This is a genomic window from Gemmatimonadaceae bacterium, from assembly GCA_036496605.1.
GTDB lineage: Bacteria > Gemmatimonadota > Gemmatimonadetes > Gemmatimonadales > Gemmatimonadaceae > AG2.
Genome location: DASXKV010000033.1, coordinates 323,718 through 347,160 on the forward strand (window position 1 = coordinate 323,718; position 23,443 = coordinate 347,160).

The 23,443-nt window shown below is 62.4% G+C and carries 31 protein-coding genes; 10 read left to right on the forward strand and 21 right to left on the reverse strand.

What is annotated here, in order from left to right:
- The first annotated feature begins 147 nt into the window (after positions 1 to 147).
- Entirely contained in the window at positions 148 to 594 is a 447-nt protein-coding gene (locus tag VGH98_13485; protein ID HEY2376984.1) for an MscL family protein, read from the forward strand.
- Between the two features lie 31 nt (positions 595 to 625).
- Here the strand turns inward: VGH98_13485 and VGH98_13490 are convergent, their stop codons facing one another.
- The 4 genes from VGH98_13490 to VGH98_13505 are packed head-to-tail and all read right to left on the reverse strand — an operon-like array spanning position 626 to position 4,680.
- Positions 626 to 1,126: a hypothetical protein gene (locus VGH98_13490; protein HEY2376985.1), complete on the reverse strand. Its 501-nt coding sequence runs from the start codon at positions 1,124 to 1,126 to the stop codon at positions 626 to 628.
- A gap of 36 nt (positions 1,127 to 1,162) precedes the next feature.
- A complete protein-coding gene (locus VGH98_13495) occupies positions 1,163 to 2,032 on the reverse strand; it encodes a succinate dehydrogenase/fumarate reductase iron-sulfur subunit (GenBank protein HEY2376986.1) in 870 nt (289 codons plus the stop codon).
- On the reverse strand, positions 2,029 to 3,843 hold the full coding sequence (locus VGH98_13500; GenBank protein ID HEY2376987.1) for a fumarate reductase/succinate dehydrogenase flavoprotein subunit: 1,815 nt from the start codon (positions 3,841 to 3,843) through the stop codon (positions 2,029 to 2,031). Before VGH98_13500 ends, VGH98_13495 begins: the two co-directional genes overlap by 4 nt.
- A gap of 36 nt (positions 3,844 to 3,879) precedes the next feature.
- Positions 3,880 to 4,680, reverse strand: coding sequence for a hypothetical protein (locus VGH98_13505; GenBank protein HEY2376988.1), 801 nt, complete (start codon positions 4,678 to 4,680; stop codon positions 3,880 to 3,882).
- Between the two features lie 198 nt (positions 4,681 to 4,878).
- Between VGH98_13505 and VGH98_13510 the strand changes: the two genes are divergently transcribed.
- Entirely contained in the window at positions 4,879 to 5,259 is a 381-nt protein-coding gene (locus VGH98_13510; protein HEY2376989.1) for a hypothetical protein, read from the forward strand.
- Between the two features lie 30 nt (positions 5,260 to 5,289).
- Here VGH98_13510 and VGH98_13515 read toward each other — a convergent pair whose 3' ends face one another.
- The 6 genes from VGH98_13515 to VGH98_13540 form a co-directional block, all read right to left on the reverse strand.
- Entirely contained in the window at positions 5,290 to 6,186 is an 897-nt protein-coding gene (locus VGH98_13515) for an energy transducer TonB (protein HEY2376990.1), read from the reverse strand.
- Positions 6,183 to 7,673 carry an APC family permease gene (locus VGH98_13520; GenBank protein HEY2376991.1) on the reverse strand — a complete coding sequence of 497 codons (1,491 nt, stop codon included), beginning with the start codon at positions 7,671 to 7,673 and terminating at the stop codon, positions 6,183 to 6,185. Before VGH98_13520 ends, VGH98_13515 begins: the two co-directional genes overlap by 4 nt.
- The gene (locus VGH98_13525; protein HEY2376992.1) at positions 7,670 to 8,344 is read right to left on the reverse strand and encodes a peptidylprolyl isomerase; all 675 of its coding nucleotides are present in this window, start codon (positions 8,342 to 8,344) and stop codon (positions 7,670 to 7,672) included. The genes VGH98_13520 and VGH98_13525 overlap by 4 nt, the downstream gene beginning before the upstream one ends.
- Positions 8,341 to 8,925, reverse strand: a complete 585-nt coding sequence (locus tag VGH98_13530; GenBank protein ID HEY2376993.1) for a hypothetical protein — start codon at positions 8,923 to 8,925, stop codon at positions 8,341 to 8,343. The genes VGH98_13525 and VGH98_13530 overlap by 4 nt, the downstream gene beginning before the upstream one ends.
- Before the next feature lie 763 nt (positions 8,926 to 9,688).
- Positions 9,689 to 10,069 carry a hypothetical protein gene (locus VGH98_13535; GenBank protein HEY2376994.1) on the reverse strand — a complete coding sequence of 127 codons (381 nt, stop codon included), beginning with the start codon at positions 10,067 to 10,069 and terminating at the stop codon, positions 9,689 to 9,691.
- A gap of 96 nt (positions 10,070 to 10,165) precedes the next feature.
- A complete protein-coding gene (locus VGH98_13540) occupies positions 10,166 to 10,639 on the reverse strand; it encodes an NUDIX domain-containing protein (GenBank protein HEY2376995.1) in 474 nt (157 codons plus the stop codon).
- 123 nt (positions 10,640 to 10,762) lie between these two features.
- Between VGH98_13540 and VGH98_13545 the strand changes: the two genes are divergently transcribed.
- The gene (locus VGH98_13545; protein ID HEY2376996.1) at positions 10,763 to 12,109 is read left to right on the forward strand and encodes an NAD(P)/FAD-dependent oxidoreductase; all 1,347 of its coding nucleotides are present in this window, start codon (positions 10,763 to 10,765) and stop codon (positions 12,107 to 12,109) included.
- A gap of 21 nt (positions 12,110 to 12,130) precedes the next feature.
- On the opposite strand, the gene VGH98_13550 is transcribed toward VGH98_13545, so the two are convergent.
- Positions 12,131 to 12,532, reverse strand: a complete 402-nt coding sequence (locus VGH98_13550; GenBank protein ID HEY2376997.1) for a hypothetical protein — start codon at positions 12,530 to 12,532, stop codon at positions 12,131 to 12,133.
- A 180-nt stretch (positions 12,533 to 12,712) separates the two neighbouring features.
- Between VGH98_13550 and VGH98_13555 the strand changes: the two genes are divergently transcribed.
- Entirely contained in the window at positions 12,713 to 13,069 is a 357-nt protein-coding gene (locus VGH98_13555; GenBank protein HEY2376998.1) for a hypothetical protein, read from the forward strand.
- Positions 13,070 to 13,094: 25 nt separating this feature from the next.
- Here VGH98_13555 and VGH98_13560 read toward each other — a convergent pair whose 3' ends face one another.
- From VGH98_13560 to VGH98_13605, 10 genes are all read right to left on the reverse strand, one after another.
- The gene (locus tag VGH98_13560) at positions 13,095 to 13,298 is read right to left on the reverse strand and encodes a hypothetical protein (protein ID HEY2376999.1); all 204 of its coding nucleotides are present in this window, start codon (positions 13,296 to 13,298) and stop codon (positions 13,095 to 13,097) included.
- A gap of 37 nt (positions 13,299 to 13,335) precedes the next feature.
- Complete coding sequence (locus tag VGH98_13565) at positions 13,336 to 13,938, reverse strand: barstar family protein (protein HEY2377000.1); 603 nt, start codon at positions 13,936 to 13,938, stop codon at positions 13,336 to 13,338.
- 53 nt (positions 13,939 to 13,991) lie between these two features.
- Positions 13,992 to 14,786 (reverse strand): FRG domain-containing protein, encoded by a 795-nt coding sequence (locus VGH98_13570; GenBank protein ID HEY2377001.1) that lies wholly within the window; start codon positions 14,784 to 14,786, stop codon positions 13,992 to 13,994.
- Positions 14,771 to 14,977, reverse strand: a complete 207-nt coding sequence (locus VGH98_13575; GenBank protein HEY2377002.1) for a DUF3565 domain-containing protein — start codon at positions 14,975 to 14,977, stop codon at positions 14,771 to 14,773. Before VGH98_13575 ends, VGH98_13570 begins: the two co-directional genes overlap by 16 nt.
- Positions 14,974 to 15,432 carry a GNAT family N-acetyltransferase gene (locus tag VGH98_13580; GenBank protein ID HEY2377003.1) on the reverse strand — a complete coding sequence of 153 codons (459 nt, stop codon included), beginning with the start codon at positions 15,430 to 15,432 and terminating at the stop codon, positions 14,974 to 14,976. The genes VGH98_13575 and VGH98_13580 overlap by 4 nt, the downstream gene beginning before the upstream one ends.
- 4 nt (positions 15,433 to 15,436) lie before the next feature.
- A complete protein-coding gene (locus VGH98_13585; protein ID HEY2377004.1) occupies positions 15,437 to 15,736 on the reverse strand; it encodes a hypothetical protein in 300 nt (99 codons plus the stop codon).
- A 26-nt stretch (positions 15,737 to 15,762) separates the two neighbouring features.
- A complete protein-coding gene (locus VGH98_13590; protein ID HEY2377005.1) occupies positions 15,763 to 15,960 on the reverse strand; it encodes a hypothetical protein in 198 nt (65 codons plus the stop codon).
- A 78-nt stretch (positions 15,961 to 16,038) separates the two neighbouring features.
- On the reverse strand, positions 16,039 to 16,392 hold the full coding sequence (locus VGH98_13595) for a hypothetical protein (protein HEY2377006.1): 354 nt from the start codon (positions 16,390 to 16,392) through the stop codon (positions 16,039 to 16,041).
- 252 nt (positions 16,393 to 16,644) lie between these two features.
- Positions 16,645 to 17,055: a hypothetical protein gene (locus tag VGH98_13600; protein HEY2377007.1), complete on the reverse strand. Its 411-nt coding sequence runs from the start codon at positions 17,053 to 17,055 to the stop codon at positions 16,645 to 16,647.
- 809 nt (positions 17,056 to 17,864) lie between these two features.
- The gene (locus tag VGH98_13605; GenBank protein ID HEY2377008.1) at positions 17,865 to 18,392 is read right to left on the reverse strand and encodes a L,D-transpeptidase family protein; all 528 of its coding nucleotides are present in this window, start codon (positions 18,390 to 18,392) and stop codon (positions 17,865 to 17,867) included.
- 251 nt (positions 18,393 to 18,643) lie between these two features.
- Between VGH98_13605 and VGH98_13610 the strand changes: the two genes are divergently transcribed.
- The 6 genes from VGH98_13610 (at position 18,644) to VGH98_13635 (ending at position 23,413) form a co-directional block, all read left to right on the forward strand.
- Complete coding sequence (locus tag VGH98_13610) at positions 18,644 to 19,282, forward strand: HAD-IA family hydrolase (protein ID HEY2377009.1); 639 nt, start codon at positions 18,644 to 18,646, stop codon at positions 19,280 to 19,282.
- A 91-nt stretch (positions 19,283 to 19,373) separates the two neighbouring features.
- Complete coding sequence (locus VGH98_13615) at positions 19,374 to 19,967, forward strand: RNA polymerase sigma factor (protein ID HEY2377010.1); 594 nt, start codon at positions 19,374 to 19,376, stop codon at positions 19,965 to 19,967.
- Positions 19,964 to 20,785 carry a hypothetical protein gene (locus VGH98_13620; protein ID HEY2377011.1) on the forward strand — a complete coding sequence of 274 codons (822 nt, stop codon included), beginning with the start codon at positions 19,964 to 19,966 and terminating at the stop codon, positions 20,783 to 20,785. Before VGH98_13615 ends, VGH98_13620 begins: the two co-directional genes overlap by 4 nt.
- A 9-nt stretch (positions 20,786 to 20,794) precedes the next feature.
- Positions 20,795 to 21,751 carry a DUF4097 family beta strand repeat-containing protein gene (locus VGH98_13625; protein ID HEY2377012.1) on the forward strand — a complete coding sequence of 319 codons (957 nt, stop codon included), beginning with the start codon at positions 20,795 to 20,797 and terminating at the stop codon, positions 21,749 to 21,751.
- Positions 21,752 to 21,800: 49 nt separating this feature from the next.
- Positions 21,801 to 22,601: a DUF4097 family beta strand repeat-containing protein gene (locus tag VGH98_13630; GenBank protein ID HEY2377013.1), complete on the forward strand. Its 801-nt coding sequence runs from the start codon at positions 21,801 to 21,803 to the stop codon at positions 22,599 to 22,601.
- A gap of 20 nt (positions 22,602 to 22,621) precedes the next feature.
- Positions 22,622 to 23,413: a hypothetical protein gene (locus tag VGH98_13635; protein HEY2377014.1), complete on the forward strand. Its 792-nt coding sequence runs from the start codon at positions 22,622 to 22,624 to the stop codon at positions 23,411 to 23,413.
- Positions 23,414 to 23,443 lie beyond the last annotated feature (30 nt).

Consider the following 23,443-nt stretch of genomic DNA (forward strand, 5'->3'; position numbering starts at 1 on the left):
ACGATGCAAACGGCAACGTCGCTTCGGATCTGCAGATACGCAAGCGTATACGAGCGCGACCGACGGCCGCGTGCTAGTATCAAGCCGCTACGGAGATTGCCGGGAGTTTCCCTCGAGTCACCGATCGCCGTGCCGGCGGAGCGAACCATGTGGAACGAGTTCAAGGCATTTCTCATCAAGCAAAACATGCTTGCCCTGGCGATTGCCGTGGTCATAGGCGCGGCGACGAACGATGTCGTGCAGGGTTTGGTGAATGACTTCATCATGCCGGTTGTCAATGCCGTGTCGCCGACGAAAGCCTGGATCGATCTTCGATTTCCGCAGAGCGGACCAGTGCAGTTCACGTACGGTCATTTCCTCAGCGTCTTGCTGAAATTCGTGATCGTGGGCTTCGTCTGCTGGCGCCTGACGATTGCCCTCATCAGGCCGCCCAAGGCCGAAGCGAAGCCGGCGACGCGCGAATGCCCATTCTGCCGTCAGACAATCGACGCGCGCGCGACGAGGTGTCCGCATTGCACGAGCCAGCTCACGGTGCTCGTTGCGCCGACGGGGGCGGCACCGGCAACGACGCGCGAGGCATCGTTAACTCGTTAGGCGTGCAAAATGTCGAGCCGCGCGCGTCTCGCTACTCTTCCAGCGCCGGCTCGTACTCGCGTGGACCGGACCGCCCAGTCGGCTCATGCCGGCCAAGGAGACGCACGCAGGTATTCCAGCGAAGGATCGCCTCATCGTTCCCGGCGGGCCGCAAGGCCTCGGCGCGCTCGTACCAGCTCATCGCCTCGTGGAACCACTCCGCGGCCACATCGGCAGCGCCTAACGCGGAACGATGCAGCTGCGCCTTCGCGCGCCGCTCACAGATGATTCCCGCGTAGTAGGCCCGCTTATAATCGTCCTTGAGCCGCGGCAACACCTCGCGGGCCCGGTGCACGCCATCCGATTGCTCCTCGCCGAATTGATCGGTGATCGAGAGGAGCAGCGTGATGAGCGCGCCCTGGTTTTCGGCGTCGACCTCGAGAATGTCGAGGCAAATGCTCTCGGCGGCCGAGGAATCGTTCAGCAGACGATAGCGTTCCGCCTTCTGCAGCGCTGCCGGAACGCCCTCTCGCGTGATTGGCTTCAGTTGCATCGCGCACCTCCCGCGCACGCTCCGTGATGCGAAGCGTTACGTCTTCCTTCGCCTGGAATAGATCTTCACCAGCTTTCCGATCGGGTCGAAGAACTCGTCGACCACTCGCTCCTTGAGTGGGATGATCGCGTTGTCCGTGATCGTGATGTGCTCCGGACACACCTTCGAACAACACTTGGTGATGTTGCAGTAGCCGATGCCATCCTCCTTCCGAAGCGCCGACACGCGGTCCGCCGTGTCGAGGGGATGCATCTCGAGCGCCGCCACGTGCACCAGAAATCGCGGCCCGATGAATTCCTCGTGCTTGTGATGATCGCGCAGGACGTGACAGACGTCCTGGCACAAAAAGCACTCGATGCATTTACGGAATTCCTGAACGCGATCGACGTCGCGCTGGTACATCCGCCACGTGCCATCCGGTGCGTCGGGCTTCCGTGGCGCGAACGGCGCGATCTTCTTCTTGACGCGAAAATTCCATGAGACGTCGGTGACCAGATCCCGCACGTGCGGGAATGCGCGCATAGGCTCGATGGTGATCGGCCCCTCTGCCGGCAATTGATCGAGCCGCGTCATGCACATCAGCTTTGGCGATCCATTGATCTCGGCGGAGCAGGAGCCGCACTTTCCCGCCTTGCAGTTCCATCGCACGGCGAGGTCGTTCACCTGCTTCGCCTGAATCTCATGGACCGCGTCGAGAACGACCATTCCCTCGACGACGTCCGTCGTGAATTCGACGAACTCGCCTTTCCCGTTGTCGCCGCGCCAGATCTTGAAGGTGCGCGTGCTGTGCGCCGCCGCGGCGTCTTGTGCAGCTTGCGCCGCCGTGTACGCATCCACCGCGTGTGATACGGGCGCCGTCGCCGCTGGCGCCGCACTCGCGCGCGAAACGGTTCTGCCATCCGTCATTTCATTTCCTCGATCACGGCTTTGAGCTCCTGCGGCATCGGCGGAATCGTCTCGCGCGAGAGACGCATCTCTCCGTTCCGCTCGCGGTGCACAACGAGGTTGAATGTCCCGAACGAGGGATCCTTGTCCGGGAAATCGTCTCGGAAGTGACCGCCCCGGCTTTCTTGCCGAGCCAGCGCCGAGCGCGCGATGGCTTCGGAAACGACGAGTAGGTTGTCGAGATCCAATGCGGTGTGCCAACCAGGGTTGTATTCGCGGTTGCCGCGCACGGCGACATCCGCCGCGCGGCGCTTCAGCGATTCGATGCACGCGAGCGCCTGCTCCATCTCCTGCTGGGTGCGGACGATGCCGACGAGGTCCTGCATGTTCTCCTGCAGCGTCTCCTGAACCTGGTACGGTCCGTCAGCCGAGCCTGTGCGGTCGAATGGTGCGAGCGCGGCGCGCACGGCTGCGTCCACCTCCGCGCCATTCACCTTGGCGGCACCGTGTTCGCCCGCGAATCGCGCTGCGTACTCGCCCGCGCGTTTGCCGAACACGAGTAGATCGGAGAGTGAGTTGCCGCCAAGCCGGTTTGCGCCGTGCAGCCCCGCGGCGCACTCACCGCAGGCGAACAATCCGGGCACCGTGGACATCTGCGTGTCACCCTCGACGCGCACGCCACCCATGATGTAGTGCGTCGTTGGACCAATCTCCATCGGTTCTTTCGTGATGTCGATGCCCGCGAGCTGCATGAACTGATGATACATGCTCGGCAGCTTCTTCTTGATGTGCTCCGCCGCGTTAGGCAATTTCTCCTTGATCCACGAGATGTCGAGGATCACGCCGCCGTGCAGTGAGCCGCGACCTTCCTTCACCTCGCGCACGATCATTCGCGCGACGTGGTCGCGTGTCAGCAATTCGGGCGGTCGGCGCGCGTTCTTGTCACCTTGCGTGTACCGCCAGCCCTCTTCCGGGTTGTCCGCTGTCTGTGACCGATAGTTTTCCGGTATGTTCTCGAACATGAAGCGCTTGCCATCGCGATTGCGTAGCACACCGCCTTCGCCACGCACGCCTTCCGTCACGAGAATGCCTCGGACGCTCGGCGGCCAGATCATGCCCGTCGGATGGAATTGCACGAACTCCATGTCCTGCAGCGCCGCACCGGCGCGATAGGCCAGCGCGTGACCGTCGCCCGTATACTCCCAGCTGTTCGACGTAATTTTGAAGGCGCGTCCCACGCCGCCGGTCGCCAGAACGACCGCCCGCGCGCGGAAGAGGCGGAAGCGTCCGCGCTCCCGGTCATAACCAAACGCACCCGAGACCCGATCACCGTCCCTGAGCAGCGTGATCACGGTGCATTCCATGTGCACGTCGATCCCGCGATGAATGCCGTGATCTTGTAGCGTGCGGATCATCTCGAGGCCGGTGCGGTCGCCGACATGCGCCAACCGCGGATATCGATGCCCGCCGAAGTTGCGCTGCAGAATGCGACCGTCGGGCGTGCGATCGAATAGCGCGCCCCACGCCTCGAGCTCGCGGATGCGATCCGGCGCTTCTTTCGCGTGCAGTTCCGCCATCCGCCAGTTGTTGACGTACTGACCGCCACGCATCGTGTCGGCGAAGTGCACGCGCCAGCTGTCACGATCGTCCACGTTGCCCAGCGCGGCAGCGGCGCCACCCTCCGCCATCACCGTGTGCGCCTTGCCGAGCAGCGACTTGCACACGAGGCCCACTCTGACGCCGTGCGCCGCCGCCTCGATCGCGGCGCGCAAGCCCGCACCGCCAGCGCCAATGACGAGAACGTCGTGATCTATAGTTTCGTATTCGCTCATCAATCCCTAGCCCCAAGTACCGTAGCCCCTAGGCCCTCACAAGATCCGCCAGTCGTGCCAGACGCCCATCGCGCACAGACGGATGTAGAAGTCGGCGAACGCAACCGCCACCAGACTCGTCCAGGCCCAGCGCATATGCCATCGGTTCAGGCAACTTGCGCAATCATAGGCGACTTGCTGGCCACGGTGCTTCGAGATTTCGTCGTGAAAGCCACCGACGATATGACGGAAGGAGTGGCAGCCGAGCGTATAGCAGCTCAAGAACACAACGTTCGCGGCGAGCACGAGTGTGCCGACGCCAATCCCAAACTGGCGTCCACCGCCCGCCATCGGAAACCAGAGGGCCTTCCATACATCCGACGCCAAAATCAACAGAAACAGCAGCGCGATATAGAGGACATACCGGTGGATATTCTGGATGATGAGCGGAAAGTAGCGCTCGCCGAGATACGACTTTCTCGGCTCACCCACCGCGCAGTTTGGCGGGTCGGCCCAGAATGCCTTGTAGTACGCGCCGCGATAGTAGTAGCAGGTGACTCGGAATAATCCCGGAAACGGCAGAATGATCAACGCGGGCGAGAACGTGAGCCACCCAGGCCACCACGCCGGCTTTGAACCAAACAGCGCGTGAGGAGAGTTGCCGAAAATCTCCGGGGAGTAAAAGGGCGAGAGGTACGGACCGTACCAGTAATTCGCGTTCTGGAAGGCTGCCCACGTCGCGTATACGATGAAACTGGTGAGCAGCGTGAACACCACGAGGGGCTGAATCCACCAGGCGTCCCGGCGCATCGTTTCGCCGAAGCCTCGTCGATACAGCGGCAGCGGTGCATGGGCCATCTCCGTCAGCCCTCCTGTCTTGGCTCAAGGTGCGCGTAAGTGATGCAGATGTCAGCACAGTGTCAATGCCGCCACAGGCGGTCGGCGTGATCGACCGAGCGCGGCCCGACACCTGCTCTTCTGCACCCGCAAACCGGCGACATGGGGAGCGCACGATGTGCGGAGGGCATCGTCCGGTCGAACTCGTGGAGAACGCACATGTACGCAAGGAGTGTTGCCATCGCATGGCTGCTCGTCTCGACCGTCAGCGCAGGTTGTCACCGCGGCGGCTTCACCAACGCTCCGGAAGGCACGAGAGGCGCGGTCGGACTCGTCGTCAAGAATCAGAACTTCTACGACATGGACCTGTATGTCGTGAGCGAAGGACTCGCGACGCGCGTAGGCGACGTCACCGGCAATTCGACGGCGCAGTTCACGCTCGACCCGTCCTTCTTTCCATCGAATGAGCTGCGCATCGTTGCGACGCCCGTCGGGGGAAATGGTCGCGCAACGAGTGGCGCGCTCACGGTGGCTCCCGGGCAGACGATCGAGTTCACGATCGCGGCCGTGCTCCGGCAGAGCTCGGCCATCATTCGCTGAGGCTGAGTCGTTAGGCGCCGGCGCTTCCGTTCAGGGCCGGAGTGAAAACCAGAAGGGTAATTCGATCACCTGAGGCACCGGGCACGACGCGACGCGTGCTGGCGCGAAATGGTATCGCGCAAGTGTCCGCGCCGCCGCCAGAGCGAAGGCGGGCGACGTCGCGTGCAGCACTTCCATAGTCGGTATCAACGCAGCGCCGGTCGCATCGACAACGACCCGGAGCAAAACCTCGCCGTCGCGCCCATCGTCCCGCTCATCTTCCGGGTATTCGGGAAGCGGCTTCACACCGGTCGCCGCCGCATCGGTGAGTCGTAGACGCGGGAAGTTAGCCTTGAAAATCGTCGCTGGCGCGACGCGAAATCGGATGTCTTCGGCACCAGTGGTGACCCTAAGCTCGAGCGCAACCGCATCGGCATCGAGTGCCCGCGTGACGATCGCTGGAGTGCTGTCAGCCACAGACGCGTTGATGGCCGCGACGATGCGATCGTCGAATCCGGGAGCGAGTGAGGGAATGGAGCTGATCACTCTCGTGACCGCGCCGCTCCGCAGAATAGAGAAATCGTAGACGCCGTAGAGCACCGGCTCCCGCATCGACACTGTGTCACCGGAAAGTTGCTCCGGTCGCAGCATGCGCATCGGCGCCGGACCAGGAGCGAAGACGGGGAGCTGCAGCGGCTGCGGCGCTGTGAAGTGCGCGAGAATCGATTCGAGGAGAAGTGTCCGCGCCCGCGGCGGCATCGTTTCGCCATCGCGGCGAATCAGGTACGCTCTCGCCGTGACGGCGACTGAATCGACGCGAGCCGCACGAAGCACCGAGTCACAGGGGTCGTTGGGTGCGCTCGGCTGTTGAGCTCCAACTCGGGCAGCGAGCAGAAGCACGATAGGTGTCGTCGCGGCATAGCGACCCAGTGATAAAAACTTCCTCACGCCAGCTCCCCTTCCTGGTTCCAGGAACGCACGCGCCGACGCCCGCCCGCCGCATAGATGAGAAGGCCCAGCACGTTCAGGCCGACGACGACGCTCGAGATCTTTGCCGCGAATGCATGCCAGCTTGGCACGTCGATGATTGGAAAGACCGAAAGTGCGACGTATAGCAGCGTCGTCAGAAAACCTGCGGCGGCAGCGGTCTTGAGGCCGAGGGACGCTCGCGGGAGCACACTCTCCGAGGACCGCAGCGCGAATAACGGAAGCGCAAAGAGCACCAGATAGGTAAGGCCATAGAGAATTCCCGCCGCATTGTCGAGGAGCTGAAAGGCCTCCTGTTCGCCGACACCGATAATGCCGACAATGCCGAACGCGAACGAAACCGCGCCCACGAATAGAATCGAGTTCACCGGCGTGCGAAATCGCGGATGCAGTCTCGTGAACCATGCTGGGAGAAGGCGGTCCCATCCGGCAACCATCGGCATGCGCGTGTTGCCGGTGAAAACGATGCTCGAATTCGCGACGAGACGCGAGGTGAGCATGAGGATCGCGAGCGGCGCCACGAGCGAGGCGATACCTAACGAGCCAAATCCCCGAGTGATCGTTTGCGGAATTGGAGCAATGAGATCGACCTGCGCGGGCGTACTGAACGCCAGCACCGCGCTCGTTCCAAGAATGAACATCACGGCGATGATCGGGGCGGCAATCAGCGTTGCCCGGCCAATCGTTCGCTCGGGATTGCGGCACTCTCCCGCCAGCACGGCGACGTACTCGAACCCACTCAGCGCTCCTACGGCGAGCTTTCCGAAGATGTTCAAGCTCAGAAGGCTGAGTGCCGGCATCGCCAGCGCAAACGGGTGATAGGCCGGCAATGCTCCGCGGGCAACCTGCACAAACGGCAACCCGATGAGCACAACGAATGCGACGAGAAGCATGACGCTTCCCGCGTTATGGAGCCATTTACTGACGCCCAGCCCGAGGACGCCCAGCACGACGAGCGCTGCCATCAACGTGCAGCTCACGGCGGTGATGAACACCTTACTCGTTGCCATCCAAGGCAACGCGAACGCATAGGAAAGATTGGTGGAGATCACGAGACCGATGCTTCCAATGAGCACCACCGCATACATCCAGAGGTTCCACGCGACCATGTACGCCGCGGCCTCGCCAAACCCAAGCTTGGTCCATTGATAGAGGCCACCCTCGAGCGGCAGCGCACGGCTGAGGTGTATGACGACGGCAGCTTGCGGCAGATAGAAGAGCAACATCGCCGCGAGCCAGAACACGATGTGCGATTGCCCGAGCTTTGCCGCGGCCCCCACCCACACGATGCCAACGACATAAACGATCTGCTGCAAAACCAGATCGACGAGTCCCAGCTCTTTCTTGAATTGCGCGCTGCGTTGCTCGACGCGAGCCGCCTCTACCGCTGGCGCGTTCGATGACGCGGGCGCGAGCTGGTGCCCGTCCGGTCGTACATCGAGCGTCATCGCCATTCCTGGGCGATCGTTGCGCGCTGAATCAGATCGAGACGAGGAAAGAAGTGCCGCAGATAATCGTTGCCCTGATTCATGATCAGTTCCTGACGTGGACCGAGTCCGGCCGGTGCACCCTCGCCATAACCGTCGTACAGTGATTCAGCCACGTTCAATCCATCGATCACTTCGGCGATCGGTGGAAAGCCCCCGCCGTAGCTATCGAGCTTGGGGTTGTCGCGCAGATTGATGAAGAGTTGTACCGTGCGAGTGTTCGGTCCCTCGCTCGCGAACGCGATCGTTCCGCGCGTATTCGGGTGTCGCACGGGATCGTCGGGAATCCGCCGCGCCTCCCAGCCGGTGTTCACCGTGGGCTGCCCGGAAATTCCGAACTGGGCAACGAAGTTCTCGACAACGCGGAAAAAGTACGTGCTGTCGTAGTAGTGGTGCTTCGTTAGGTAGTAGAAGCGATCGACGCCGTGCGGCGCCCACGCGCGACGCGCCATTACCGTCATCTTCCCGCGCGATGTCTCCATATCGACGCGAAAGCTGTCCGGCGCCGGTTGCGCCAGCTCGGCTTCATTCGGCGCAAGCAGCGGGCCTTCGTGTCGGGCGCAGCCAACGAGAATGGAGAGGACAACGGTGGCCGCGGCGCCCGCCCCGCGTTGGGATAAGAAACTACTCATCTCGGGACTTTCGTTTGAGGAAGAGAGGATGCCCCACCGTGCTGTGGTGGACCGGCAGAGAGGGCGTCGGAAACCCGCTCGCGCTGATGATCGCTCCGACTGCGCAGAACGGCTAAGAGGTTCACGTTGCGAATCAGCGTCGGCTCACCGCGCAGCGTCGGTTCATCAGTCGCTTCGATGAACTTTGTCCTGTCGAGACGAGCTTCATCGCGCTCCCGCGCTGCGGCGTCAGTATAGACAAACACGTCGATCTCGGAGTTGCCGAGCAGCAGTCGAGTGCCAGATTGCGTCAGAGGAGCCAACGCGATCGCTCCGGCGACCGAGTCCCGTCGAGGAGCCAACCCGGCCCGATCCAGTGCCTGAAACACAGTGCAGTCAGACCACTGCCCGGTGGCAGCGCAGGGGGTCTTTCCTTGCGCCGGCGGTAACGTCTGAGCGGTAGCGATGGAGGGCGCAGCAGTAGAATGCGTGTCAGCTGGCCTTTGGTTCTTCCCGCCACTACAAGCGAGGAGAATCAGGCCACTTGACGCGAAGACGACGTAGATCAGCGAGGTCGAGCGGCTTGCCGATGTGCTGTCCATGAGCGCAAACCAGGAATGCGGTCGGATCATACGTGACTGCGACGTCGCGTCGCCAGGGTCCTGGATACGACAGAGCCCCGAGCGACGGTCGCTCGGGGCTCGTCAGGCACGAGCTGAGATGCGGGGTTCTAGCGTTTCCTGCCCTTGGCCTTGCGCTCTCGCGCGGCAGCCTGTTTTCTCGGAGCCTTCGGCTTCTTGGCCGATCCTTTTCGAGCCGCAGGGGCCGCGGCACGCCGGGTGGCCTTGGGAGCCGCAGCAGTCTTAGGCGCGGCGCTCTTCTTCTCGGCACCACCCTTCGGCGCCGGGCGTGCTGCGGTCCGAGCGCTCGGAGCCTTTGCCGTTCGTTGCGGTTTGGCCGGTGCACTCGGAGCCGTGGTAACCTTTTCCACGCCCTTAGCCGGTAACGCCTTCGTTGACTTCAGAACCAACTTTCCGGGCGCTACCGCCGGTACTGCTGGAGCCGCAGGTGGAGCGGACGCAACGGCATTTGTGCTTCCCTTGGGCCGTCCGCCTTTTCTGGCTAACTGCGCGTCAGCAAGCATCTTACGAAATGCTTCTTGCGCCTCTGCCATCAATTGGACGTGCGAAACGCGGCGCTCACGAAGCGCCTTATCTTTCTCAGCCCGATATATCGCTAGCGCAGTCGTCGCATCCATTGTCAAGGTGTGGAGGGGTTCGACGATCTCGACCGGGAACGCCTAAATCTAGTCAAGAACGCGCTTTCGGACAGAGGCGAATTAGGGCGCCGGCTACGCCGTTGGCTTCAGTCAGCTCTTGGCGGAATCACCGCCTCGAACGGCGACAGCAATTGCCGGCTTGCCAGCTCCAGACCAGCTGCATTCTGGACCAGGATCGCTCTGGCCGCGCTTTTCACCAGGTCGCCAAGCTCCTGTTGTAAGCCCATTCCATCCACTCGCCGCTCGAGATCGACGAGAAATGCGCTGACGCGTCCCGGTCGGTCCTTGTTCTTCATGGATGTCACCTCATCCGCCACCATCATCATTGCCGACGTGTGCGCCGAGCTGCCAAAGTTGTCCTTGGAAATTCGCTCCCGATCGGCTGCCGAAAGCGCCGAAACGCGATCGAGGAATCGACCCGCGGCTTCGATATTCCGATCAACGGTCTGTGGGTGTGTCCCTGTCATCCGCGCCTCCGAGAGAGCGTTGAATTGGCCCGTCGAGAGACAGGTCGGCGATGCGCCGGATTATTATGGTGCGACCGTGGCCAAGGCGAAACCGTCTTAGCGAATTGAGGAGGGTGGCTCCTCGAGTAGCGTGCGCGCCCGAGCCATCGCATTTTGCTCGCTCGCGAAGGCCAGCATTCTCTCAGCCTCGCCGAGTTGCACCCATCGGGCCTCGTCGACTTCATCGTCGTGCTCGGTGACGTCGCCGCTCTCGTATTCCAGTAGGAAAAGATGCACGAATTTGTGAAAGCGAGCTCGCTGGCCGGCTTGATCGTTACCGACGTACCAGTACTCGATGACGTCGAGGGGCGCGATGAGACGGGCATCGACGCCGGCTTCCTCGCGAACCTCGCGAACCGCTGTGAGCTCCGGCGACTCACCGTCGTCGATGACGCCCTTCGGCAGCTGCCATCGGGCCTTCGGGCCAACCCGAATCAGCGCGACCTCCGTCAGACCACCGATGGCGGCGCGTCTGTAGACGACGCCGCCGGCGGATACCTGACGTACCACTCGCGGCCGATTGGCAGGCATGTCGTTAGGTAATGGATGTGGCTCGAGTGAGGAGGCAGTACGGCATGTGACGTGAAACACTGCGGACCTTCGAGCAGATTCCATTCCGCACGAGGTCGCACGAGACTCCGAATAACCAATCCCGTGGAGCACTCATCGGTAGATGTGGTCATCGTCGGCGCAGGCGTCTCCGGCCTCGCTGCGGCTCGCGTGCTGCACGAAGCGGGCATCGAATTCTCCGTTCTCGAGGCACGCGAGCGCATCGGCGGCCGGATCTTCACCCGGCACGATTCGTCCATGCCCGTTCCGATCGAGCTTGGCGCTGAGTTCGTGCACGGCGTTGCCCCCGAGCTGCGGGAGATCGCGCGCGACGCTGGACTCGCGATCATCGATATCGGAGGACAGCGATGGCAATCCAATGGCCGCGGCCTTCGGCAGCTCGACGACTTCTGGCCTCTCCTCGAAGAGGTGATGAGCCGTCTGGACGAGCATCGCCAACCCGACCGATCATTTGAACAATTTCTAAATACTCGACCGGGTGGTGCCCGGCTCGCGCGTGCTCGCGCGTTGGCGCTGCAATTTGTGGAAGGGTTCCACGCTGCGGACCCGACCCGAGTGAGCGAGCGCGCGCTCGCCGAGGGTGGCAGTCCCGGTGGCGTCCGCGAGCGGCGCATTGGCCGTATCCTCGGGGGCTACAACGCAATTCCCGTATGGCTCGGCCGCGACGTCGGAAGCCGCATCAGCTTCGGCGCGGTCGTGAGCAGTATCCGTTGGGAACCGGGCAGCGTCCGAGTCGACATGCGCCGGTCCGACAACGAGGCGCACGCCATCAATGGTCGTGCGGCCATCGTCACGGTGCCGCTTGGCGTGCTCCAGGCGACAACCGGCGAGCCGGGCGCAATCGCGTTCGAGCCATCGATCGAACGGGAGCGAACCAAAGCGGAGGCCGTTCGTGGAATGGAGATGGGAACCGTCACGCGCATCACGATGCAGCTCCGCGAGGCCTTCTGGACGAGCGAGCGCTTCATGCGACGTGCGAAGAGCCAAGACCTCGATCGTATGGCCTTCCTCCAGAGCGCCGATCCCGATTTCCCGACCTGGTGGACCTCGTATCCAGTGTCGGCGCCAACGTTGGTGGCGTGGACAGGCGGCCCACGTGCTCGAGAGCTCGCGTCACTGGGCGAAGACGAAGCGATCGATCACGCCATCGCGGCACTCGGTCGACAGTTCCACCTAACGCGACGCGAGGCCCGAGCGATGCTCGTCGCCGCATGGACGCACAATTGGGTGGATGACCCGTACGCTCGAGGCGTCTACAGCTACGTTCTCGTGGGCGGGAACGACGCGCCGGCGAAGCTCGCACGGCCTCTGCGAGGGACGCTGTTCTTCGCCGGGGAGGCGAGCAACGCGGAAGGGCGGACCGGCACGGTGCACGGCGCCATCGCAACCGGCCGCCGCGCTGCGAAGCAGGCGCTGCGCGCGCTCGCGTGAGCGGCGAGCGCTGTTAGGCACTCAGCGAGATGCGCGGCGAACCTGGTTTACGCGATTGATCAACAGCGCGAGCTCTTCCTGCTGCTCCGGATTCCGTTCGATCATATCATCGAGCAGCGTCTCGGCGATCGGATCCGTGATCGCGGTTGGCTCGGGAGCAAAGCGCCTGTTGCCGAGGTGACGCATTTGGTCGAGGAGCACAGGATTCTTGAGGATGATGTCATGACCCTCGAACTGGACGCGGACGGCATAAAATTTCTTCCCCGACTTTTCCATGTAGCCGATTTTCACTCCGTTGATGTCGTCCGGCCACTCTGGAATCTCGTGCTCGACGTCGTCCGTGCCTCGAAACGCGCTCGCTCCCGACGCCAGTCCCGAGTAGTTCTTCTCGAAGCTTCCCTGATACATCAGCCCGTGCTGCATGCGTGCTCTCCGGTTATGGTTCGCTTCGGGCGCCGCGCGCGCGTACGGCGCTTGCGCGAGGCATTGGAACAATTCCAGCGGTCGAGCGGAATGAATATGGTAGCAAAGAAGGGCGGCGTGCGGAACAGCTTGCGCTCCGGGAAGCGCCGTCCACCACGTGTGTTGCAAGGAGCTTCAGCTATGTCACGCCTCGTCTCCGCTCTCGCCATAGCGATCGGCACATCGCTCACTGCCGCATGCGCCCGCAGCAGTCACGTGCCCGAAGAGGCCCCCGAACGGACCGTATTGAAGGTCGAGAATCAGGGCTTTCCGGACATGAATATCTTCGTCGTCGCCGAGACGAGCAATCGCGTACGGCTCGGTATGGTGACCGGGACGAGCAACGCGTACTTCACGCTGCCGGACTATTTGATCCGCAGCATAAAGGAGCTCCGCTTCCAGGCACTTCCCATCGCGACGACGCGCGGACCTGTGTCGCAGTCGATTCTCGTGACGCCTGGCGACACGGTGGTTCTGGTGATCCCGCCGGGATCCTGAGGTACCAGGCAGCCGTTAGGCTGCCTCACGAGCCTCGTGGATGCCCCGGGGATAGTGGCGTCCAGGAGGGCGGGTCGCTCGCGGGGAAGCTCTCCTCGTCCGCCTCCTCGACGCGGTCCGGCGTCGATGTGTCGTCCTCTTGCGGCCTGCGTGGAGGCTCTTTCGGCTGATCGCCCTTGCGCGGCTCGTTCGCGCCTGGCTCCTCGCGATGCTCCTGATTCGGAATCATTCTGCTCCTCCTCCTACGACGGCGTCGCTCGTGTCCGTCATGAAGCGGGACGAAGCCCGCGATCGGCATCGAGCCACTCCCGTGGGTTCCAGTTGACCGGTACGGCTCCAATCCGCTCGAATCGAATGCGCGGATCGTCCGATTGAACGAGCGCGAGGAGCCGATGACCACCCAGCAAGAATCGCCGCGAGGCTGACTCGATGCTATCGAGCAGCGTATGCGCGAATTGCGGCTCGAGGCGCGCAAACGCATCGAAGTGCCGGAACTGAATGACGACGCCGCCATCGTCCGGGACATCAAGGTCGCCCAGACAATCGATCCACGACGCAAGGTTCGCCGAGTAATGCTCGGGGAATGCGAATACTCGTTTCGCGTCCGCGTGAAAATCGGCGACGGTCTTCCAGGCCGCCGTGTCGAGCGCGTACACCCGATATCCGAATTGCTGAAGACAGGCGACATCCTGCGTCAACAAACTGTGTTTGTGGTACAGCGTCACGGCGCTGCTCTGCAGCAGTTGGACGTCGAGGCGCTCGAGTGGGGGCCGTGTGGCGCGCGGAGGCGCAACGCGCTCCTTCTTGAACAATCCCATGGGGCGTGGATTCGGCGACCGGTGACGATCCTCACCGCGCGGCAGGAGCACCGACGCGTGATCGAAAATACCGAGTGCGACTGCTGTGGCGGGAGAGGTTCGATTTACTCGTAGTATCGCCGAATGGCCGCAGCAACTCCGTCGAGGTCGGGAAAGAGCCGACGCTCATCGACGCCAACGAGATCGAGTTGGTCACGCAGCCGGCCGACCTCGCCAGCCGGAATGATGTACTTGGTCAGCGCGCCGCCGAGGTCGTGCGCGTCGAGGAACGCATCGAACGATCGCGACTTGTCGGAGCAGAGCGTAAACACTGCCGCCTGCGCGACAATCCGTTGGTCGAGCGAGGGTGGCTCGAGCAGACACGCAAAATCTCGTTGGGCGCCGCGACGCATGAGCTTCCAGGGCGTGAAATGGCCGTCCTTTCCGAACAGCTCATCGAGGTCCTTGATCAACAGTGAGAAAGTGGGAAACTCGAATTTCTCGTGGAGGAGCTTCGAGTCGAGTCGCCACACAGCGCGATCTCGTTCGGGGCCATCGTCTTTAGCGCGCGTCGCGAAAAAGGCAGCGACGAGTGGCGAGTATGTCCAGTCGAGTAGCCGGGTCGGCACGCCGTGATGCTGGGCGGACACGAGCTGTTCCCAATCGTTGATCGGATCCGTTCCGACGTGTGGGCGCGAGTAGCGGATGTAGTTTCGGAGAATGTGCTCCTCGAGATCCGATTTCGAGTGCGGCTGGCGCATGCTCCCCAAGCGATCGAGGCTCGTGAAGAGCGCGCTTTCCGCATCCGAGCTGCCGCGGTAGACGCCGGCGTCGCGACGGCGGCCCGTGACAGAGTCAGGCTCTGACGGCGTAACTCGGTCGACGAACTCGCCGAGGCTGTGAATTACGATTGCGCGCACTGTTTGCAGGCGACGGTGGCGCCAACCATCCGAGCTCGGCCATCAGCCGTGAGCACCCACGGCCGGTTCTGCCACGGAGGATCGTGGCGCATGTGAATGGAGTGACCGCACTCGAGCTCAGCGACCCAGTGCTGCTCCTCGTCAGCATGGAAGCCGGCGATTCGCCTCGCCGGAACCTCTATCCCAGTCATCGTGTCGGCCCGGCGTAAACGTTAGGCGTCGACCGCTCGAGATACGTCGAGGTCCCACGCGCGGGTCCGAAGCCATAGCGCGCGTACAGACCTTGGGCATCGCGCGTAAAGAGTGCCAAGCGACGCAGGCCCTGGAGCTCGGGATGCGCAAGAACGCACTCCATGAGCCATTTCGAGAGACCCTGGCCGCGATGGGATTCGAGTACGAACACGTCCGAGAGATACGCGTATGTCGCGAGATCGGTGATCACCCGCGCGAAGCCCACTTGTCGATCGCGATGGTAGGTCCCGAAAGCGACCGAATTCTCAATTCCACGCTCGAGCACGGCCCGCGGCATACCAGCCGCCCAGTACGAGCTCGACAGATAATCGTGAACCACATCGATATCGAGCCGCTTGCGATCCGTCGAGATCACGAAATCGCCCCGCACCCACTTCCGAGGTACGTCGTTCATTACGTCAGGTGACCTTGGTGCCGCGGGCATCGCGGACGGCGTTCAGCTCATTGCCGGAGCCGATCCCGCGGTCGGCGAGAAGCTTCGTCGTGAAGCGTTGACCCTCCGAAATGCGCTCAACTTCGACGGCAACGGTATCGATCGACTGCTGCATCTCGGATAGCCGGTGATCGATGCGTTGCATGACATCGCTTGGCAGCGGAGCCGCCTTTCGACGACTGACGAACGCCGCGATAAGACTGATGATGAGAAGCGTTCCGCAAATCTGCCCCGAGAGGGCAACGATCATCGTGTATCTATCCATCGCTGCTAAGGTCGCCTCGCGTGAAGTTAGAAACAGCCGCGGATGCGGTCGCTCGCAGGATTCGGAAAGTCGCCCGGGTATGGCAAGCCGCGCTCGTCGCGTCGGCTGATGATCTCTTCCTTTGGGTTCTCACTCTTCTTCTGCTCCCGAGGTTTCTCGGTGGGAAGATGACCGATGACCCGTTCAAGCGCGGTGTCGAGGGAGCGTCGTGTACGCTTTGCCATGATTGTCTCCTGAAAAGTCGCGCGGTCACTACGGTCATCAGTAAGCGGAAGTTCTATTCCAGCCATCACGTCCAGCCATCACGTCGGCTGATTGAGCTCGATCCCAGCGGTCCCGACGAGAACGCAATCTTCAGCTTGACCGGAGCGGACCAGTCTCCAGAACTCTGTTTCCACATGCGGCGCTGGCGAGCTATTCGGAAAGAGCTCCACTTCGATACCACTCGTGCACACCAGACGGACTCCGCCATAGGAGTCGGCCAGAAACGTCGAAACGACAACTCCGCTCTCGAGCAGCTTCGCGATCTCGTCCATACGCACGTCCCACCAGCTCGCGCCGCGCACGTCCCAGTCGAAGGTCTCGAGGTCCGCGTCCGGCTGCGCCGGCGTAAACAAGTCCCCAGAGCCGACGAGGATCGTCGCTGAATTGGCCATTCGCCAAGCGCAAGCAACGATCAGTGTGTACGCTCCCAGCTTATGGCCCTCGACATCGCGTCCCTCACCGAACTGTAGCGAGAGTACATCGCTGTCACGAGCGACACCCCATACTCGAAGACCGACCAGGGGGGCAAGAATCCGTTCGACGATTTCCTTCAGCGATCCTCCGCGGGTTCGGGGCGGCGACGATTGCTAATCGTCGCCCGGTTCGCTGCCGGAATCAATTCCCGTTGTCGCGAGGAGTGGAGCTTAGGACGCCGCTGCCTGAGGACGAGCCTTCGCGTTGTCGCCCGCCATCGCCGACAAAGCAGCCTTCGCGTCGGCAACGGTTGCTTCAGATCCCGCTCGCGTCCACTCGACCATCTTCGACGGCGAGTCCAGTCGGAACGCGCTCAGAGCAAATGGATCGACGATGAGCTCGAGCGCCCAGCCCGCTTTCCGCCACACCAACGTCAGTCCGCCCTGCGGCGTGACGGTGATCTCGTCAGGGGTGAGATCGTTTCGCCAGGCTTGCACGAGAACCGCCCGCGCCCGCTCGAGGGCATCGAAATCGACGCCCGGCTGATCGGGAGCGATTTGAAGCGCACCGGCGATTGGAAAAGAATCCAACGTCGCGAGGCCGTGCGCGAGAGTCGGAAATGCGGAGGCGGCAGTGGGCATCAAGCCAATGACGACTATATGGGCACGAGGTTGCGTGAGTCATCCGAACCGGCTCACACGCATCGTTCAGCTCTAGAACGGGCATTCCCGCGCATCGGTAAACAGGGCTGGCTGTATTGAGAGCGGGTGCTGCGAGTGATCCCTGACACGGCGCTCGATCGTCTTTCGGTTGTTCCGTAAGCGTACGATCAGGCGCGCTGCCGCGTCCCTTCCCCTTCCCTCCGATCGTCGCCGCACCGATTCGCTGGCCCCGAACGGACTTCATCCGTTGCCGCGTATCGATCGCAGCACTCGAAAAACGGTGGGCGATCTATCTCAGCCCCGAAAGGCAGGAGGCACCGCTGAGCGAAATCAATTGGGCGGTCGAGCTGCGGAAGATCGAGCGAGAGTTCGATGGTCTCCCCCCTGAGCCGACCGCCAATGACCTGCGTCAGCAACGCGATGGCCAGAGGCGCGAACGCGAACGACAGGACGCTGCGGCTGCGTCGTTCGGAGTGTATTTCCGGCTGACACTTGTTCTGTGTCTTGCCATTTCACTGGCCTGCTGGCCATACGACATCACGTGCGGAGCCATGCTATCCGGCTACATGTCCGCGATCGCACTACTCGTCGTGACCGGGATCTGGACAATGACCGCCACGTTCACGCACCGGATGCCTCGGCGCCATGTTACAGCGGTGCTCATCGTTCTGTGGGGTCTTATGCTTGGCGCTGCGCAGGTCCTTCCGAGGATCGGCTACGCGAATGCAGCGCCGGGCCGATCGACGAGCTGGAGTTGTAGCGCCAGCTAAGTGCGTCGCGGGAATCGATCAGGGCTTGATCTGAATGGGAGTGCCGTCTCGAATGACTCGCCACAGCTCTTCGATTTCCTTGTTCGTCACGGCGATACACCCATTCGTCCAGTCGTAGTCGCGATGCGCTGGGCCAAAGGCCGCCTGCTCCTCTGGCAAGCCGTGGATCATGATGTCTCCGCCAGGCTCGACACGCAGCCTCGCCGCACGCGCCCGATGTACCGCGTCTGGATAGGAGATCCGCAGCGATAGGTGATACTTGCTGTTCGGATTTCGCCCCTCGATATAAAACAGGCCCTCAGGCGTTCGGTTATCGCCAATCCGCTCTTTATCGCCGACGGGGTTTCGGCCGAGAGCGACGTAGTAGACGTGCACCGGATAGCCGCGATAATACACGACCAGCTCGCGCCGGCTCTTGTTCAGCACGAGACTGTCGGCCGCTACGGGCGCGCCAGATCGCGTCGCCGCGTTCGGCGCGAGGCGAGTGCTGTCGGGGCCATGAGATAGGGCGAGCGCAGCAGCGCCCGCGAGAAGCAGGAGGGTCATAACGAGAGCAACGCTTGCGACATGCGCCGTCGGCTCCGGCTCAGCAGCGGGCGGGATGCTCCGGCCGTTGAAAGACGGTTGATCCGAGTACTGCGTTTCGCGTTCGCAGAATCTGTACTCCGCATCACGGCCAGTCCAGCCCTCCCGTCGACTTGTCTTCCCGCTCCAGCGCCAGGTCGCAACGCCCGCGCGTTGCCAAGGTACCTTCTGTAATGCATAGCGCACCACAAAAGGTCCCTCGTTCGCGCCCCATGGCTGTGTTGTTCGATCTCGACGGGACGCTCATCGATTCGATCGAGCTGATTCTCGCTTCGATGAGATACGCATTCGCAAAATGTCGCGCACCGCAACCGACCGACGCGGAATGGTTGACCGGTGTGGGCACACCGTTACGAACGATGTTCCAGCAGTACGCGTCGGACGACGCCGAGATCGACCGTTTCATCGCCGCATATCGAGAGCACCAATTCGCAAATCACGACGATCTCGTCAGGTGCTACGATGCAGTCCCGGCTACGGTCGCGGCCCTCGCGGCCGCGGGAAATCGCCTCGCCGTCGTGACGAGCAAGACGGAAGCGCTCGCGGGCCGCGGCCTCAAGCACGTCGGCCTCGCCGGCTACTTCGATACCGTCATTGGCTGCGACTCATGTTCGAGACACAAACCGCATCCCGAACCCGTACTGACCGCGCTGGAGCGCCTCGGCTATCAGCCCGATGAAGCCGCTTTTGTCGGCGATTCAGTGCATGACGTTGAAGCTGGCAATGCGGCGGGTGTGCTGACCGTCGCCGCTCTGTGGGGTCCATTTACGCGGGAGCAGCTGGCGGTCGCCTCACCCGACGCGTACCTCGAGCGGGTCACAGAGCTTCCGCAAGTGTTGGTAGGACGCTGAGTTGAGCGAAGCTCGGCGCTCCAGGCCGGATTCAAACCTTTCCCCGCATCGTGGTATCTCATCCAGTGCCTGGATGGAGACCCCACGATCCATGACGGCAGTGGCAATCATCGAAGCATCGACAGCGGCGAAGAACGACGGCGATTCTGACGTAGCTCTAGCCGCTTCGGGGAATCGGCAAGCTTTCGAGCGCCTCTATCGTCAGCACGTCAATCGCGTGTTCTCGCTCTGCGCGCGCATGGTAGCAGATCGGCTGCGCGCCGAAGAGCTGACACAGGATGTCTTCGTCCGGGCCTGGGAAAAGCTGCACCTATTCCGCGGGGAGAGCTCGTTTGGCACGTGGTTGCATCGAATGACAGTCAATGTCGTGCTCAACGCGCGGAAGAGTGAAGGACGGCGACAGTCGCGATTCGAGGACTCCGATGAAGAGAGTGGCGGTGTGGACTCGGTCGCGTCGAGCAGTACTTCGGGAACGGTCGGGATGCCGCTCCCACCCGGAGATCTGCTCGATCTCGAGGACGCCATCGGACGGCTACCCCCTGGCGCGCGACGGGTGTTCGTGCTGCACGATGTAGAAGGTTATAAACACGAGGAAATTGCCGAGATGTTGGGCGTGACGACCGGAGCGACGAAAGCACAACTCCACCGCGCTCGGCTTCTATTGCGGGAGGCGCTGAATCGATGACGAACAACGTACATTGCGGAGAGTTCGTCGAGCGTCTCGCTGATTTGTTGGAGCGAGACGTCGATGAGACGACGCGCGCGTCGTTGGAGTCGCATGCGCTCGCGTGCAGCGACTGTGGTCCGCTGCTGGCGGACCTGCGGAAGCTTCGTATCGATGCGTCGAGTCTTCCCGTGCTGAGTCCGACCCGCGATCTGTGGGAGGACATCTCGCAGCGAATCGACGCGCCCATCATTCCATTGCGCGGGGACGCCGCCGATCGCTCGCGCCGCCCGACACGTTGGCCGCGCTGGGCCTCGATGGCGGCAGCGGCGATCTTGTTGATCGCGCTGACTTCGACGGCGACTTATCTCGTGACCGTTCGCCAAGCATCGACTGCATCGACGGGAAGCCCAGCGCGTGTCGCGGGCCGAAATCTCGATTCGACGGAGTCGCCCGCGCGGGCGGAAGGTCAGCATCCTGTCGTTGCCGTCGCGACGAGGCCCGACAGTGGCCAGACGTCGGCGACACCGACCGAGCCTGCCACGGCCGGCGGCACGCCGGTGCGATTTGCGAAGAACAAGCCGAGCGCCGAGCAAGTGTACTCGAGCGAGATCGCGCGCCTGCGCACGATCGTCGCGAAACGTCGGTCACAGCTCGATCCGGTCACGATCAGCGTGATCGAGCGGAACCTCAAGGTCATCGATGACGCGATCGCTCAGTGCCGGCTGGCACTGGGCAAGGATCCAGCCAGTCGCTTCCTGATGGAATCACTCAATAACGCACTCGAGACCAAGGTCGAGCTGCTGCGAACGGCGACAATGTTACCGGCCCGCAGTTGACTTGAGACAATGATAAACTTCTGTCCCCGCTCGACGTTCGGGTCGAGCCTCCATTCGGCGCTGTTCGTTCTCGCGCTCTCGGCGACGGTCGCCGGTGCGCAGCGCCGGCGCGACTACGACCGAGACTACCGATCGAACGTCGACACCAGCTTCGACTTCGATCGTCGTGGGCTCGTCTCGCTCACGCTCGGCAGCGGCGACATCATCGTGACGGCGTGGTCTCGCGATCAAATTCGCATTCATGCGACGAGCGAGAGCGGCGGCGTCCGTCTCGATGCGAGCTCATCGCGCGTCAGCCTCGAGCTTTCGAATCGGTATGGCCAGGGAGGCGACTCGCGGTTCGAGGTTACCGTCCCCGTCGGCGTGCGCATCGTGGCGCGGGCGCAATCGGGCGATATCGCGATCTCGGGAACTCAGGGAGAAGTCGACGCGCGTTCGCAGAGCGGCGACATCAAGATCGGCGATGTCGCGAGCCGGCTAGATATCGGCACACTCTCCGGCGACATCGAAGCGCGCGGCGTGAACGGAGACATACAAATCAAATCGGTCAGCGGTGATATTCGTGTCACGGACTTCAAAGGTGACTTCGAGGGAGAGACCGTAAGCGGAAGCATCGAGCTGCACAACGGAACTGCGCATGATGTGCGATCGCACACGACCAGCGGAGATCTCGTCTACGACGGTACTATCGATCCCTCCGGCCGGTACGAGCTGAGCGCGCACTCCGGCGATATCCGACTGAACATTCCGTCGAACACGAGCGCACAGCTCTCGGTATCGACCTGGAGTGGAACGCTCGATAGCGACTTCCCCATCACGCTGCGACCGGGCGAGCACGGTATCGGTAGCGGTCAGGCAAAACGATTCACCTTCGACATCGGGAACGGCGCTGCTCGAATCTCGGCGGAGACGTTCTCTGGCGACATCACGATTGGCTCACGGGGATCGGCGCGCCGTGAGCAATGACATCTTGTCCCTCATTCCACGATTCTCGTCAACCCAACGCTTACGAATCATGCGCTACGCTCCCGCGCTCGTTCTGACGCTGCTCTGCGCTCCGCTCGTTGCGGGCGCGCAAGATCGTGACGGTGACTTGCATTGGGAGAGACGGCTCTCCTCAGGTCAGACGGTTCACGTTCGCAACATCAACGGCGATATCAGCGTCACTCCGTCGTCGTCAGGTCGAGTCGAGATCGTCGGGATTCGCCGCGGCAGCGGCCGTTCGGCGGACCGGCTGAACGCCCAGGTGACGGAGACGTCGGACGGGCTCATGGTTTGTGTCGTGCGGCTGAATTCCGATGACGAGTGTGATGGCCGCGGCTACCATCGTCACAACGACGACGATGACGATAACTGGGGGAACGCGAGCCTGAATCTCGAAGTCCGACTGCCCTCGAGCGTTCAGATCGACGCGAAATCGGTCAGTGGCAATGTCGACGTCGTCGGCGCGCAGGGTGATGTTCGCGCCGAGGCCGTGAGTGGTGATATCCGGCTCGAGCGGCTGCGCGCGACGTCCGTCGAGGCGCGCTCGGTGAGTGGAGGAATCAACGCCTCCATCGAGTCGCTGTCGGGCAGCGGACCATTATCATTCAAATCGGTGAGCGGCGACGTGAAGCTGGAATTTCCACGCAGTCTCGACGCCGACCTCTCGATGAGCAGCGTGAGCGGGCAACTCGACTCAGATTTCCAGATGACGCTCGGCGGCGGCAGCCGCTCGAGCCGGCGGCGGATCGAAGCGCGAATCGGACGAGGCGGGCGGGATTTGGATCTCACGACCGTGAGCGGTGATGTCCGGCTGCGAATGACACGAGACTAAGCACACGACGAGGCATTCGAATGCGACGCAGCGTACTCGCCCTTTTGAGTGTTTCCGTAATTGGCGCCGCTCCGCTCAGCGGGCAGCGCCAAACGGAGCAGAATGCGTTCACCTGGTCGGGCCGCATTCCAGCCGGACACTGGATTCGCGTGCGGAATCTGAATGGTGAGATCAACGTCACCTCGTCCAACAGCGATCGCGTCGAAGTCACGGCGACGAAACAGTGGCGTCGCAGCGATCCGCAGTCCGTGCGTATCGAGGTGCGCAAGTACGGCGGCAACGATGAGGACGTCGTCATCTGCGCGATCTGGAACGACCGCACCGATTGCGACGAACGGGGAAGCGACTCGCACAACGTGCGCAACAACGACGTGAGCGTACAGTTTCGCGTGATGGTGCCGCGCGGCGTGAAGGTCGGTGTCTCGACCGTGAACGGCGCCGTGAGTGTCGAGGGCGCCACGTCCGAAGTGGAAGCATCGACGGTGAACGGAGAGGTAGAGGCCACGTCATCCGGCGGACCCGTCAACGCGTCGACGGTGAATGGCAGCGTCACTGCCCGCATGGGCCGGTTCGACAATGATGAAGATCTAAACTTCTCGACGGTAAATGGCTCTGTGATCGCGGAGTTTACCGGTGAGCTGGATGCCGACGTCGAGCTGAGCACGGTGAACGGACGCTTTCAAACGGACTATCCGGTCACGATCAACGGTCGCTTGGATCCACGACATCTTCGTGCGCGCCTTGGACAGGGAGGTCGCCGAATTCGGCTTTCGACGGTGAACGGGAACGTCGAATTACGTCGACGTAGCTGAGTCGCCTGGGCCAGAATCTCACGGGCGCGG